Source organism: Bradyrhizobium sp. Ses1 (assembly GCF_059512365.1).
Genome location: NZ_JCAMOQ010000001.1, coordinates 256,504 through 269,973, shown reverse-complemented (window position 1 = coordinate 269,973; position 13,470 = coordinate 256,504). Strand labels below are relative to the sequence as shown.

10 protein-coding genes and 1 pseudogene are annotated in these 13,470 nt (G+C 57.7%); 4 read left to right on the top strand and 7 right to left on the bottom strand.

Going from position 1 to position 13,470, the window contains the following annotated elements:
• Positions 1-3 precede the first annotated feature (3 nt).
• The 3 genes from AC5ZG5_RS01265 to AC5ZG5_RS01255 form a co-directional block, all read right to left on the bottom strand.
• Positions 4-3,366: a DEAD/DEAH box helicase gene (locus AC5ZG5_RS01265; RefSeq protein WP_456640775.1), complete on the bottom strand. Its 3,363-nt coding sequence runs from the start codon at positions 3,364-3,366 to the stop codon at positions 4-6.
• Positions 3,367-3,757: 391 nt separating this feature from the next.
• Positions 3,758-4,114, bottom strand: a complete 357-nt coding sequence (locus AC5ZG5_RS01260; protein ID WP_456640774.1) for a DUF6876 family protein — start codon at positions 4,112-4,114, stop codon at positions 3,758-3,760.
• Positions 4,115-4,681: 567 nt separating this feature from the next.
• Positions 4,682-4,951: a hypothetical protein gene (locus AC5ZG5_RS01255; RefSeq protein ID WP_456640773.1), complete on the bottom strand. Its 270-nt coding sequence runs from the start codon at positions 4,949-4,951 to the stop codon at positions 4,682-4,684.
• A 100-nt stretch (positions 4,952-5,051) separates the two neighbouring features.
• Between AC5ZG5_RS01255 and AC5ZG5_RS01250 the strand changes: the two genes are divergently transcribed.
• On the top strand, positions 5,052-5,513 hold the full coding sequence (locus AC5ZG5_RS01250) for a hypothetical protein (protein ID WP_456640772.1): 462 nt from the start codon (positions 5,052-5,054) through the stop codon (positions 5,511-5,513).
• Positions 5,514-5,521: 8 nt separating this feature from the next.
• Here AC5ZG5_RS01250 and AC5ZG5_RS01245 read toward each other — a convergent pair whose 3' ends face one another.
• Complete coding sequence (locus tag AC5ZG5_RS01245) at positions 5,522-6,235, bottom strand: hypothetical protein (RefSeq protein WP_456640771.1); 714 nt, start codon at positions 6,233-6,235, stop codon at positions 5,522-5,524.
• Positions 6,235-6,375, bottom strand: coding sequence for a hypothetical protein (locus AC5ZG5_RS01240; protein WP_404522147.1), 141 nt, complete (start codon positions 6,373-6,375; stop codon positions 6,235-6,237). The genes AC5ZG5_RS01245 and AC5ZG5_RS01240 overlap by 1 nt, the downstream gene beginning before the upstream one ends.
• A gap of 287 nt (positions 6,376-6,662) precedes the next feature.
• Here AC5ZG5_RS01240 and AC5ZG5_RS01235 point away from each other — a divergent pair, with 287 nt between their 5' ends.
• The 3 genes and pseudogenes from AC5ZG5_RS01235 to AC5ZG5_RS01225 form a co-directional block, all read left to right on the top strand.
• On the top strand, positions 6,663-8,000 hold the full coding sequence (locus AC5ZG5_RS01235; protein WP_456640770.1) for a DUF4365 domain-containing protein: 1,338 nt from the start codon (positions 6,663-6,665) through the stop codon (positions 7,998-8,000).
• The gene (locus AC5ZG5_RS01230; RefSeq protein WP_456640769.1) at positions 7,997-9,454 is read left to right on the top strand and encodes an argonaute/piwi family protein; all 1,458 of its coding nucleotides are present in this window, start codon (positions 7,997-7,999) and stop codon (positions 9,452-9,454) included. The genes AC5ZG5_RS01235 and AC5ZG5_RS01230 overlap by 4 nt, the downstream gene beginning before the upstream one ends.
• Before the next feature lie 142 nt (positions 9,455-9,596).
• A pseudogene (locus AC5ZG5_RS01225) lies at positions 9,597-10,027 on the top strand (type IIL restriction-modification enzyme MmeI); the annotation flags it as partial.
• Between the two features lie 543 nt (positions 10,028-10,570).
• Here AC5ZG5_RS01225 and AC5ZG5_RS01220 read toward each other — a convergent pair.
• Together AC5ZG5_RS01220 and AC5ZG5_RS01215 are read right to left on the bottom strand one after the other, a co-directional pair.
• A complete protein-coding gene (locus tag AC5ZG5_RS01220; protein ID WP_456641009.1) occupies positions 10,571-12,169 on the bottom strand; it encodes a type IV secretory system conjugative DNA transfer family protein in 1,599 nt (532 codons plus the stop codon).
• A 332-nt stretch (positions 12,170-12,501) separates the two neighbouring features.
• Entirely contained in the window at positions 12,502-12,669 is a 168-nt protein-coding gene (locus AC5ZG5_RS01215) for a hypothetical protein (RefSeq protein WP_456640768.1), read from the bottom strand.
• Between the last annotated feature and the right edge of the window lie 801 nt (positions 12,670-13,470).

The following is a 13,470-nucleotide window of genomic DNA, read 5'->3' as shown; positions in this document are numbered from 1 at the left end:
AATCTATGGAGCGCAAAAAATGCGCGTTTTGGCTCCTACGCTACCTGCGGCAGCAATCGTCGTCTGTAGGAGGTGATTTAGCTGAAGGGTCTCGGATTCAGGCTCTTCGCTCTGTAATCCTTTGTAGAAGGTCTCAGCGGACAGCATATTACCAAGGACCAGCCAAACTTCGCGTGTCGTGAGAGGGTTCTGCAGAAGAGCAGAAAGAGTGTTCCAAATATCGGATGGATCTCCGGAAATCGGCTTACGAATGCGGCGCCGAACAGTCAGAGAAACATTACCGTCACCCTTAAATTTGTGAGCATCACCCCACCGTTTGAAATTTTCGGGCTTCCGGAGCGAATATGTCGAAAATAGCGCCATATTCTTTTGGGCTTGGGCGCACACCTCTTGCACTGCCGACGCAGAATATTTCCGGAACGTTTTTGATGCCTTTGCGTGCACCAAAACGACGCGCCGGTTTGAACGATCAGCGACAATGAAGTCGGCAGTTTCCTTGTCCATGTCATCGCAAACAAACAGGTCCGGATCGAATTTGACTTGTTCGGGATTGAACAAATTCACCCAGGCGGACGAGAGCTTCAGCCTCTTGGTATCGAATCCATTTTTCCAGCCATCGATGAGGGAAAAAAGACTCGCGGTGTCATAGTCCTCGCCGTTCGTCGAGACAGACGCTCCCTTTTCCGACGCAATTTTCTTGAAGGTGTCTGCAGGATAGAGGCAGTGGCCAACAAAGAAACTATCTTGGGAAAAGCGTTTGCCATACTTCAGGCCGGGAGCGTAAAATCGTCCATGTACGTAGATCACCCTGGTGTCGTCGGGAATGATGCTGAAGGATTGCGCATCGTTCAGAGCACGACAAATAGGCCGCTTCTTTGGGGCCGAGCTGACGAATGCAGCATCCAGGGGCAATGACTCGAGCTTGTATCGCTGTGAAGACCGATTGAACGTAACTTCGACTGGATAAGCCACATCGTTGATCTTCACGGTGAAGAACGAAGTCGGATTTCCGTCTTTACCGACACTCTTGCGGTCCCGATCGACACACAGGTCATCGCTACGCAAGGGCTCTCTGGTGACGTCGTGCTTGTACTGATCAGTGAGATCGAAGATATCGAGAAGGAGGTTTTTTGCCGCCCCGTCCTGAACAATGGACGAAGAAGCGACCGCATATCGCTTGTACACTTCATCGTTTCGGGAACGTGAGCTGGTTTGATCCGCCAGCGACTCCACCCATTCCCGGAACTTGTTGAGGCGGAGGGGCGGGCCTTGTTCGGACACCCTGCCATTTGCCATCCCGATATAGCGCCTAATCAAGGAGGGCGACGCAGAAGCAGCAGAGGCCGTGGAAATCGGCGCAGTGCCCACGATGTTCATTTCGTCGTCAAACGTCTCTTGATAGTCGAAATCGTCAACGATGCGCGGGACAGTTCCATTATACCCGCTTACAGTCGATACGATGTGCCCGTGCTCATCGAGGATCGGCGGTACATCGACAATGGAGGGCGCGGAGATAGTGCGGCTACGAACAACGCGGTTTCCGAGATTTGTGTTTTGTGAGGAGACACTGGAGACGCGGCCGATGCTGCCTGGCATAAGCAAGCGCTCTAGCTTTGCGGGACCGATCGACTCCAGATGACCGAAGCCATCAGTGCCGCTGCTGGAGCCAGTGCTGGCAATAGCGACGATCTCGTGCTTCGGCAGGAGCAACAACAGGCGGGCTCCATGCCTGACTTCCGCGAAGAACAGGTTGTTCAAGAACTCAGGGCTCGCCACCTTGGCGTAGACGTATAGAGCCGCGTCGGCGCCAAAGGGATATTTCTCGAATTCGCAATCCTCAATTGTCAACGCCTCCTCGAGCTCCTCGCAGAGTGACGCTAAATTGTCATCTCGGGTAAGCCGTTTTAGCGTGACGCGCCGGTCAAACAATATCTCGTCGTCCGGGGCCCGGACGCTCTTGAGATCGAGCGGGCGCCTGAACTTTTTCTGAATGTAGTCAATCGGCAGTTGGGCCTGCGTGAACTTGTCGAGATAATATCTCGACATCGTTTTGGTGAGGTACTCGGCGCTGATGGTTTTGTCGTAAGACAGAAACAGATCCCATGATCGCTGGATTCTGCCCTTAAAGTGGTCGAGCACGAAGGCGGGTTTCGGTAATTCTCCGGGCGTAAGACGGATTACTCGGCCGATCTGCTGAACAACGGATCGCACGTTCCGGAGTGGATCGAAAAAAGCCAAAACTCGGAACCGGTGGTCGTCGATGCCTTCAATGAGCTTGTATTGGTGTATCCAAATCTGGGCGTCGGTCTGCCGGGGTGGCGGCACGGATCGATGTTGCCATGACAGATGACCGGCCGCGGTTGGCAGGAAGCGGTCGTGTATCGCCACGACTTGATCTTTGAAGCCGCTGGCAATGAATTGTTCCCCCAGGCGCGTAATGCTGCCGAGGTCTTCACAGTGAATTATGATGCGGGGCCAGCGCGTACGATCGTGACCGAATTCAGTGTTAGCAAAGTCGATGATGTCCGCGCAGAATGTTTCGGCGTCTGGGGCAGGTTCACGCTGGACCAAATTGACGCTCCGAATAAAATTCTCGTCAACAGCCTCCGCGAACCTGTAGATGTGAATGTTGCTGGCGTCGATTTGGAATGGTTTCAGATCGTTACGGAACGGCGTCGCAGAAAGCAGCACGACGGGTTTGCGAAGGCCGCGTACCCCAGCGCTATATTTGGCTGCGGGTTCGTAATGTCCCTCATCGAACAAGACCAGTTCGATATGGTCCCGCAATGCCGTGTAAACTGGTCCGCTAGGATCGAGTCCAATAAGCATCTGCACTGTCATCACGACAATTGAGCGGTTTTCAGCGAGTTCGCTCAAGAAGTCGTCGTCCGGAGCGGTGACGATCCGCTCAAACTGCTTCTTGTAGAAGGCGCGCAAGTCTTCTGTGTTGAGAAGTTTCAGAGTCGCTCGATACAGATCGCCTGTCTGGCCGTCGAGCCTCCGACTTTCGTCCACCACATAGGTGTTTTTGGAAAGTCGGATATTTAGGCCCAATCCGAATTTTTCGGACTCGATGAATATGTTGCCGCTCAGTTCACGGACGAGTTGGTCGCGAACGGCCTCACGTGTCGTAAGAATGAGAACATTGCCGATCTCCGGGCATGCTTGTGAGAGGCCTGCAATGACGGCCGTTTTGCCCGTTGCCGTTGGATGGCAGACGAGAAACGCACCGTACGCAGGGTTTTTCTCGGCGGCTTTGCTGAAGTCGGCTCTGTACTTGCGGGCTTCCCTGATTGCTTCGTGCTGGTAATGCCGAAATTTTTCTGAATATCGAAGGTTCGGAAGCGGCTTCCGTGTGCTCATCATTCACCAAGGACTCGGCCTGCTGCGCAGCATGATCATCCATTTAACTCTCGCCCGAGTACCGATTCAGAGCATTGACCTTGTGTCAAGGATAGGAGACTGCTTTCCTGTTAACAACCTTCCGTTGATGATGATCCAGTCGGCGGACTGGAGACGAATGCGCAGAAGCAAGAGATTTTGCGACTTCTTGAGGAGCGTGGTGCCGCGTCGGCAAAGGTCATGAAGATGGGTCGCGGCTCCAGCGTTTTTCCTTCTGTCCGGTTGTTGGCATAGACTGGAAACAAGTGGGACGGCCTACGACTTGCCTTCAGGTGTGCGACGCGCCGTCATCGTAGATACCGGTCCTGGAGGGGCGTCGTGAGACGCCCCGTTTTTGTTTGCGCGCTATGATCGATCAATACTCGCTCGGCAGCAGGATGACGCTATCGGTGAACCACAGGGTGATGCCGGGCTCCGGAAAATCGGTGGACCTGATTTCCTTCGTGAAGACGCTGGCGTTATTGCCGTCCTCGCAGGAAAGGGTTGCCCGGCTTCTCTTTACATCGAGCTTCCAGACCTGGAAGGGCTCCGCCCTGACTGCCGGGATGCCCAGCTGTGCGAGTGCGATCTCGTCAAGCAGCCAGTAGGCCCCCACCTGGTCGGCGACGTACCGCGCTCCTTGTGTGTAGGTGACGCTGCGGTTGAGCGGGTGCCGGTACCACTCCTCCGAGCCTGTGAATTGTTTCAGATCCGCAAGCCTTGTGTCAGTCATTATGTCCTCTCTCGTTGGTCATGGTTGCATCGGCTGATGCAGCCTTGGCCCTCGCCGAGAGCGGGGTGTGCAAGCCGCAAGAAGAATCTGCGGGTCTGGGAGCGGGCGCAGGCAAAGCCGAGCCACGGAAAGCAGATTGTTCTTGGCCGGCGCGCTGACGGGGCGGCGCCCCTAAGCAGCGACCGCGATGCGCGGTCAAAAAAGGCACCCGCAGGAGCGTCAGCATAGCGCCTCCGTAAGGCGGGACGCGGGACCGAGTGCAGCCGCGAGACCGGTCAAGAAGGCACCCGCGTTCGGGGCAGTGATAGCGACGGCGGCATGGAATGACGGCGGGACCCTAACGCGAGTGCCTCCGGCGAGCGGCTCAATATTCACTTGCGCGAGGGATCGTCACCGGATGGACGAGACAAACGTTCCGCATCTTTCGCGGCAACGGCCTGGCTCGGTGAAGCGAAGCGCAGTAGAGCCCGGTCGGAATCCGCCGACGTGCCATTTCATAGGTCTATCGACTACGCCACTTCCGAATTGGGAATCCGAATTGTTGCCAGCACTGGGCAGCTAGCTGCATCAACGAGACAGTCCAAACAAGCCGGTGACGTCGGCGGCATAAGCCGCTCCGAAGATCGAGTTCGACCGGGGACTCCCGGTATCTTCGCTGCACAGGAGATCGTAGCCGTAGGCGTAGTGTGCGGCGACCATGTCGAAATCGGCCCAGTCGGCCAGCCGATCTCGTGCGACCTTTTCGAAAGCCCCTACCGACGAATGCAGCTTGGGACCAGCTTTTTCGGCTGCCAAGCCTTCCCGCCAAAGGAAGCGGTCGAGCGAGATGTAGTTCATGGCTGCCGCGAGCCTGGCCGGCGTTCTGCGCGGCAAGCCCATGAGCTACGGAAAGGCTTTCGCCAAAATCCTTTAAAGACTCCAGCGGAAACTCGGCAAAGTGACGGATGAATTTACTGAAGCGATCTTGGCGGTCCTTGATCTGGACATGATCATCGGCAGCCCATTGGTCGCGCTTCACGTCGATGATCCCGCCATACGCGATGCGTCCTCCGTGCAAAACGCGGAAGCCGAAAGCGAATGCATCGCTGATGAGCGCGCGCCGGCCCTCGGGGATCGGTGGCGGATTAGCCGCTGCCGGTGTTCCTATCGCCAGGAGAAAGGCAATCCGGTCGACATTCGGCAGCACTTCAGCAGCAAACGCGGCTTCCGGAATGGCAGCCTGTATACGCCCGCGCCGGACGCACCATTGGATGTACCACCATGCCAGCCTGCGCTTCTTCGAGAGAATGCGCGCGGACGTCAGAGGCCACCAGCCCGTCGTGACGATCTTGCCCAACTGCGGACGGGCGACGGGGCTATAGGCATTGGTGTCGAAGGAGGCGCGGATCGGCTGCAATGAATTAACTTTCAAAAGAGTGAGTCGGCATCAACTGTAGCCTGCATATTCGTGAGCGCGATTTCCGTCTCGAATTCAGCTGGCTGGGTGCCGGAATGGTTGCGGGTTTCAAGACCGACGAGGCGATAGGCGTTTGCGACACCGCCCGCACGGGCATAGCTACGCTGGCGCTCAACATACAGAAGACCGTTATGAAGCAGGATGCTGATGGCGCGTTTGATGGCGTGCTGTTCTACGCCAGAATACTCGGTGATCTTATCGTAGCTGATGTTAGCGAAATTGGTCAGGCGATCGCGCCGCGACGCAAACAGGAAGTAGAGCTTCAGCGCATGGAGTTCGGCAGGGCTCCGCAGCTTAAAGTCATCAAAGGCGGCAACTCGGCCGTCAAAATAAAGCAGGCGCGCGGGAATCTTCGCCCAGCCCGCTACAGGATCGTAGTCACGCAGGACATATCCGCTCCTGCGTTCATCGCGTGAGATCAGCCCCATGGCCTCAACGACATTGAGCCCGGCGGCAACCTTCGCGCGGCTCAAGCTCGTGCAGTGGGTCAGGTCATCGTAGGTGATGACAGCGCGTCCCTGATCGTCAGCGTGATGCACGAGGACAAGCAAGGTCATAAGGCCAGCAAGATTGTCAGCGCCTGCGCCGTTCGCCCAACGCAGCTCGCGCAGCCTTTTCTGCTCGATCCAACGGGACGGCAGCTTGGTCCATTCCTTGAGCGCCATCAGGTCCGGTCCTTTGTCACCGCGAGGACCGCGTGGATGGCGTACGCCGCCAGGGCAAACGCGGCGAGCACGACACCGGCAATGAGGGCCCAGAAGGGCATGCCCCCTACCAGGCGGGTGAATTCGAGAAATTCGGTCATTGAAGTCTCCTTCGCCAATTCGAGACCTTCATTTTTTATAAGTGTGAGCATCTCTTTTTCTAGAGACAATGGGGCAACAATGACAAGCCTGATTATATGAAAACGATTGGAAATCAATCAGATAAGGGCCGACAATTCGGTTCCTGAATGCTTCTGAAACAGTTCACGAAGCGGGTGCCGTGAACTGTTTGGCCTGTTCCCCCGGGCTTTCTGTGGGTTACGTGCGCATTGAAACGTAACGTGAACATTTTGCTATTGGAATCAGAGAGAATCCTTATGCTGGTTCCATGTCCAAAAAGGTCACCGATAACCAGATCCTCGGGGAGCTGGGCGAAACTGCCGTCAAGAAGATCGTCCTTGAGACGGGCTTCATCTACGAGCAGCGTGGACGCCTCGAGGCGGGCGTCGACGGGCTAATCGAACTGCGCGATCCCAAAAGCGGCGCCCCCCTCGGCAAGCTCCTTGCGGTGCAGGTCAAGTCGACAGCATCCGGAAAGTACGTGCGCGAGACAGACCGACAGTTCGAATACCTGCTGCAACCGGATGATCTCGCGCTGTGGCGTCAGTCTAACATTCCCGTGATCATTGTTTTGTGGCGCCAGTCGGACGGCAGCGCCTACTGGAAAGATGTAACCGATTCCCTGCGCGGTGAAGAGCGGCGACTACGTTTCGACAAAGAAGCCGACCGCTTCGATGCGAGCTGTGCGGATCGCCTTGGTAACCTGACCATCGACCGCCATACTCCCGGCGTCTTCGTGCCGCCGCTCAATCGTGGCGAAGACGCGATCATCAATATGATGCGCGTCCAGCTGCCCGAGGAGATATTCCTTTCAAGCTCACCATTCGGCAGCAGGCGCGACGCGATCCCGGAACTGCACAAGCATGGCTCACCCCGCTACGACTGGGTCATACGCAACCGGCGCTTCGCGTCCTTCTTCGATCCGCGCGACTATCCCACCAAGTCCATCGTCGACATCGACCAGGTCGAAGCGATCGATACGTCGCTGTTCGCGCTGAACGATGACCTCGACGATAGAAATGACACGATTGACCTGTTGCGCCGTACGCTGGAGCGGCAGGTCGTCTCTGAACTTGCGTTTCTGCCAAAAGACCGCCTGTTTCATTTCATCGCGATGGCGCAGAACAGGTCACGAAGTTACCGGTACGAAGCCAACGTGAAAGACGCCTCGGCGAAAGTCGTCAGCTATTACCCGAACAAGAAGAAGCCCGACGCCCCGGGGTACGTGCGACACCACGCTGCAAGCTTCCGGTTCGAGCGGCTGGGCGATGAATGGTTCATCGTCATCGATCCAACGTTTTACTTCACGCGAAATGGTTTTCAGCCTCACAGGTACCCCGAGGCGCTGCTTGCGGGAAAGAAACGGCTGGAACGCAACGCCGCCGTGCGGGGACAAGTCATCATGTGGCAACACCTGCTCGCTGAGAGTGGGTCAAAAGAGCAAGGCTTGTTCGACACCATCAGCAGCGATCCCGTTCTGCGGTTCGAGCATCTGCCTGTCCTTACATTGTCGCAGGCCGTGCCGGAGTCGTCCTGGACGCGTACCGACCCCCGCGCCAAAGACATGCAGGCCGCTGACCTCTTCGAGGAAGGGGTCTTCTCGTGACGTTCAAGACCCGCATTTTCGGGGAACCGCTCCTGGAGTTCGGCAACGGCGGTCAGCATCCCGATCCGCGCCAAGGGTTGCGTGAATTCGGTCCACTGCAACCCCGATCTGGCGATGTTGTGCGCGTCGGAGTCGTTGGTACCGAGGACACGAGTGAAGGCTTCAGCGAATTTATCGATGAGACGTCGCACGGCATCGAGAGCGAGAGCCCGCAACTGATCAATCTCAACGCTGACTTCCCGGGCCTCGGAAACCAGAATCCCTTCCGGTGCAAGTTCGAGGTGCCGGAAGACGCAAGGTCGGTTCTGTCCCGGCGAGAGATCGCAGACATCATTCAGATTGGCCGCCATGACATGGCCGTCCGGCAAGCTGTCGAACTGATCACAGCGAAAATGTCGGCACTGATCGAAAGCAGCGCGAAGCCGGATGTGATTGTTCTCGCATTGCCAATCCCGTTGATCGAGAAACTCGTCAACGCCACTAGCGAAGAAGAAGCCGACGAGGCCGCCGAGGAAGAGGATTCACGGCAGGATGATCTAAACTTCCGTGATCTTCTAAAAGCAAAATCCTTGCATCTCGACGTGCCAACACAGATCGTCTGGCCGGATACGTGGGACGACGCCGCGAAGATTCCGCGAAAGATCAAGCGGACCAGCAATCGTCAAACCCAAGTCAAAGCGACACGCGCTTGGAATTTGTTGAACGCGCTGTTCTATAAAGCAGGCAAGGTGCCGTGGCGTTTGCTGCCCAACCAATCAGACTACAGAACAAATTTTCTGGGGATAGGGTTCTATCGCGATCTGGATGGTCAGCAACTTTGGACCAGCACCGCGCAGATGTTCGACGAACGGGGACGTGGCCTCATTCTGCGCGGTGCGCGTGCGCAAACTGAAACGCGTGGACGCCATCCATACCTTACGGCTGCGGACGCGGAGGAATTGGTTGCCCAGTCGATCGGCGCCTACAAGGCGCATCACAAGCACGTCCCCGCACGCATCGTCGTCCTGAAAACATCGCGGTTCCGATCCGAAGAGGCTGAAGGGATCGATGCCGCGCTCAAGCGATTCGATATCGAGCTGTCTGACCTTGTCTGGGTGCAGGAAAGTTCGCCCATCGCCGTACTACGCGACGGGAATTACCCCGTATTGCGGGGAACGTTTGTCGACCTACGCGGCAAGGGCCTGTTGTACACGCGCGGCAGCGTCCCGTACTACGGGACCTACCCGGGCCTACGGATCCCAAGACCACTGCTATTGGTACCGCACGAGAATTCTGACAGCGCCCTGGCCCGGCTTGCCGAGGAAGTGCTGGCGCTGACCAAGGTCAATTGGAATACGACCCAGTTTGACCAGAAGCTGCCAGCCCCCATCAGGGCGGCACGGGACGTAGGACGTATTCTCAAGCACATTGAATACGGGGCGGCCATCTCGCCTGACTTCAGGAAATATACCTGAGGGCGCTTGGCGCATGATGGGCTTTACATAATTTTGGCTACGGCGTGTGATTCGGCTGGCGTGCCAGCCCCGCGCCGCTATCATCGGACGGCACTCCCGCAACTCGACTGGATGACCTGGGCTCCGGGCCCAAGGAATAGGAATGAACGCAGTAGAAATTGAAGAGGCAGTATCGGCTTTGGCGGCGCATCCTCTCGACCCTGCCAGTTTCTCTACGCCTTCCTGGCCGCCTTCGGCAACAAGGATACTACCATCAAGCGCCTGCGGGCTGGCAACACCAACCCTCTGATGTTCCGGGCGGTGTTCTCCAGCGCAACCACATCCATATTGCGGGTTGTGATGACGGCATGGTCAGCAAGACCATGATGCTGTTGCGCGAGAGTCCAAAGACTGTTGCTGAGAAGGCCAAGTTCATCGTCGCTACCGATGGCGTCTCGCTCAATCAGTCGCGAACCACTAGCTTGCCCGTATCAGGACTTCGCCAAGCACTTCGGCGTCTTTCTTCCTTTGGCTGGTATTTCGCCTGTCAAGGAGATCAAGAATAATCCCTTCGATATCAAAGCGACGGGCAAGCGTGTGAGCGGATTCACCTCGCGCAATTCCTGAAAGCCGATTCCTGAGTAATGCTCCAGCAGCTGCAGCAGCTCGCGACAGCCGCGCGCCGCCTCGACCTCGTCCGGCGCGACAAGGCCTTGCCTCTCCAGTTCGCGTACGTCGACCGGCAGGGGCGGTAACGGCTGCGGTCGGCCAACCATGCGCAAGTACGGGAGAAATGCATGAGCAGGAAGACGCGCCTTCGGAGAGTTTGAGACGGCGGGTGCCGTGGTGAACGGTTTCGGCGATGGCGGTGTCGATCCAGAACGCGCCGCCGTCGAGCCCGCGGCAGCCGAGCGTGCAAGATCGGCTCACTCAAGCGACAATTGTGTCGGCCCGACAATCTAGCTGGATGTCTCGTGTCAGAAATAGGGATCAATCGCCTCCCGATGCCGGATTAAGTTGAGCGTCATGAGTACTCGGGTCTCCACCTACTTCAGGCGCGCCTTGCGAGCCCGACGAAATCAAAGAAAATCTCGAAGCCATCGTCCTCCACTGTTGGAGGGCACGCCGATGAGCCTCCTAGATGCGCGCAACGGGCGCCACCTTGGCAATCAATTTTTCGAAGCGGACGTCATTGTGCGCGGCGGTCTTTTGCAGTCGGATTGGGTGGCGTGTGTAGAACGGGCTGTTGGGGAAAACTATCAGCTCTTTGCTATCAAGTGTCGTCAATTCTTCCTTCGTCATCAGGCGCGTCTCTTGCGAGGTGGTCGACGTCGATACGGTACCCTTGCCACCTCCAGTCGAGTGAGACTCGACGAGTGCGGAAAAGCTTCCAAGTGCACGGGACCAACGATCGCTCTCATCGGGGTCCGTCGCCGGAACGTCGAAGAGCGTCACGATGTCGGCCGTGCTCAGCAGAGTGCGGGCCCCTGATTCTCCATAGGTAGTCACTATCTGGGCGCGATCTTGCCAGATCGTCCAAAGGCTGGCGCCGTGGCCGGGAAGTTCGCCGGTTGCTTTCAGGACGGCGTCGAAACGGCCCAGCGTGTTCGCCTCGTCGATGAAGATCACCATGCGCTCCGCAGGGTGATGTTCGCGCACGGTGTCGAAAATGTCGGCCAACAGCCATCGCAGGAACGGCGCCAAGGTCAGGTTGTCTCGGGATGGCACCGCCACGAAGAGATCGACGTCGCCGCGGGTCAGATCCCTCAGATCAAACGAATTGGTGCTGACCAGACTGGCGGGCCGTGCGTCGTTCAGCCATGCGAATGCTTGGCTCGCCGTCGATATGATCGTGTCCCGCGCCTTGGGGTCGCTTTGCATGATCTTCAGCGCTGCCTGGGCTGCGGGCGACACGTTATGGAGCAGCAATCCCCTGATCAGATCATCCTCGTTGTTGAGCAGCCTCCAGACTTCCGGGATGTCCCGCTTCGGGGAATGTAAGGCGACGAGCATCGCGCCGACGATCAGATCAACGGCGCGATTGTTGAAGTAGGTGGCCGCGCCGTCGCCATTGCCGATCGGTTCGGGCAGCAACATCCGGGCGGTATGTTGCAGGTAGAGAATGTCAGCGGCGGCGACGTTTTCGAGGGGATTCCAGCTATCAGTGCCGCCGACAAGCTGTAAAGGATCGAGGCATCGGACGGTGCGTCCCAGTTGGCGCCGCCGACCGGCAACGGCGCGGTAGGCGTCCCCCTTGGGATCGATCACGACGGCAGGCCCGAGCCAAGCTTCCAATTCGGGATAGGCCAGATTCGGGATCAGCAGACCCGATGTCTTGCCCTTTCTTGGGGGCGCAATGGTCAGGAGATTTCCCTCGATCGAGACACGGACGGCTCGGCCGGTGCTTTTATCAATGCCTAGCTCAAGCCCAGTATTCATCTTGCCGATTTCGGCCATGGTCGCCCATCTGGCCGCACCGTGAATGGCGCTCGGATCGCGCTTTATCTCGAACCTCTTGATCCGGAACAGCAGCACAGTGATGATTAGGAATGCAACGAGCGTGAGACCGAGCTCGACACGGCCGCCTCCGGCGAACTCCGGCGACTGTCCGCGGAACATGAACCAGTAGGGCCGAAGAAGATTGGGCAGATCGAGGGAAGCGACATAGCCGAACCAGCGATCCGGTTTGATGACGTCCGCCGGCCAGGCCGCGAGATCACCGCCGTGCTGTCCCATGACGGCCAATGGATATCCGAGCACGATTGCGCCGAACACGACCGTGATGAAAAGACACATATTCCACATAACGCGACGCATAGCGAACTCGGGACTCTTGCAGGTGCCCCGATTGCCGACAATCGGGTCCCGCCTCTTGTTCATCGGCAATCGTCGCACAGGTGCTCGATGCCAGACGAGAGGTTCTAGTCCCGCAGCTCCATCAAAAGCACTTGCGGAATTTGCAATGCATATTTTGGTGCGAACCTGTACCGCGTCCCTGGCCGGGTCGGGGCGCAGGGCGCGTTATTGCCCGCCCTCGCTTGCGTCGATGTCGGCGTCAATCTCGCAGATCACGATCTCAGCGCCATTGAGTGGCAGGCAATCAAGTCTATGGCTGAAGCCGTTGCCGTCACGGTGCGGCCAAAGCCACTGATTGCGTGCCAGATTTTCTGCTTACCGCTTTTGCTAACTGCGTAAATCCGATGCGTCGGCGAAGAGAACGTGATTGGGTTGGTCATGTGAAGTCTCCCTTTCGTTTGCGGGCCTGCCATTTGGCGACCTCGATGGCCGCTTGCAGGCGAGGCGCAAAAGCAGCGCAGTCAAAGCGAGCCGCCGGGCTCCCCTAAGGGCCGAGCTGCACACGTGAAGCACGGAAGCGAATGGCTTTGACGGCACGGCGCGCCGCGACAGAAACGCCGCATTGAGAGGTCGTTCTATCGCGGGTTGTGGTTTTTTTTGAAAAGGAGGTCGCGTGAAGAACGTCGTCCTAGGGCCACACAGCGAGGAGCGGTTGCAAAGGGCAGGCTTTCGGGTCGATATGATCGGAAAAGCTCTGGACCGTTCGAGGACAACTTGCCCCCGTACAGCGTGCTTTGGTGATTCCGGGCGGTCTGCGAGCAGGCCGGACCGACGCCCGACCTGTTTGGCATCAGCCGCGCTTCTCTGCCAGATGGCGACCACCACCCGCTCGAACAACGAACCCTGGGTAGCAATGTCACGCCGGCCTCGTTCAATGCTTGGGCGAGCTTCAAGGCACCTTCGAACTCCGGAAAGAGGGCCGCCAGTTCTTCGGGTTCGACGTGGGTCGCGCTGTAGTCGTGCGGGATGTTGCCGTCGAATGCCGCCATGACGACGCGAGCGGAGAACTGGCAAGCACCTCATCGATCGTAGCCGACGCCCGTAATGGGGAACCGCGATGCGCTTCAAGTTTCGTCGAGCGCGTGCGAGACCTTCAGGATCTTTGCGTGGACTGACATGGTCACCTACCTCTCGCAAGCCCAGCGGAACGCTCTGCTCGATTGGCTATTTCAGCCGGCTGC

Excerpts from the sequence above, each read along its gene's own strand:
- AC5ZG5_RS01265 (WP_456640775.1), bottom strand. The coding sequence starts at position 3,366 with ATGATGAGCACACGGAAGCCGCTTCCGAACCTTCGATATTCAGAAAAA.
- AC5ZG5_RS01260 (WP_456640774.1), bottom strand. The coding sequence starts at position 4,114 with ATGACTGACACAAGGCTTGCGGATCTGAAACAATTCACAGGCTCGGAG.
- AC5ZG5_RS01255 (WP_456640773.1), bottom strand. The coding sequence starts at position 4,951 with ATGAACTACATCTCGCTCGACCGCTTCCTTTGGCGGGAAGGCTTGGCA.
- AC5ZG5_RS01245 (WP_456640771.1), bottom strand. The coding sequence starts at position 6,235 with ATGGCGCTCAAGGAATGGACCAAGCTGCCGTCCCGTTGGATCGAGCAG.
- AC5ZG5_RS01240 (WP_404522147.1), bottom strand. The coding sequence starts at position 6,375 with ATGACCGAATTTCTCGAATTCACCCGCCTGGTAGGGGGCATGCCCTTC.
- AC5ZG5_RS01235 (WP_456640770.1), top strand. The coding sequence starts at position 6,663 with ATGTCCAAAAAGGTCACCGATAACCAGATCCTCGGGGAGCTGGGCGAA.
- AC5ZG5_RS01220 (WP_456641009.1), bottom strand. The coding sequence starts at position 12,169 with ATGGGACAGCACGGCGGTGATCTCGCGGCCTGGCCGGCGGACGTCATC.
- AC5ZG5_RS01215 (WP_456640768.1), bottom strand. The coding sequence starts at position 12,669 with ATGACCAACCCAATCACGTTCTCTTCGCCGACGCATCGGATTTACGCA.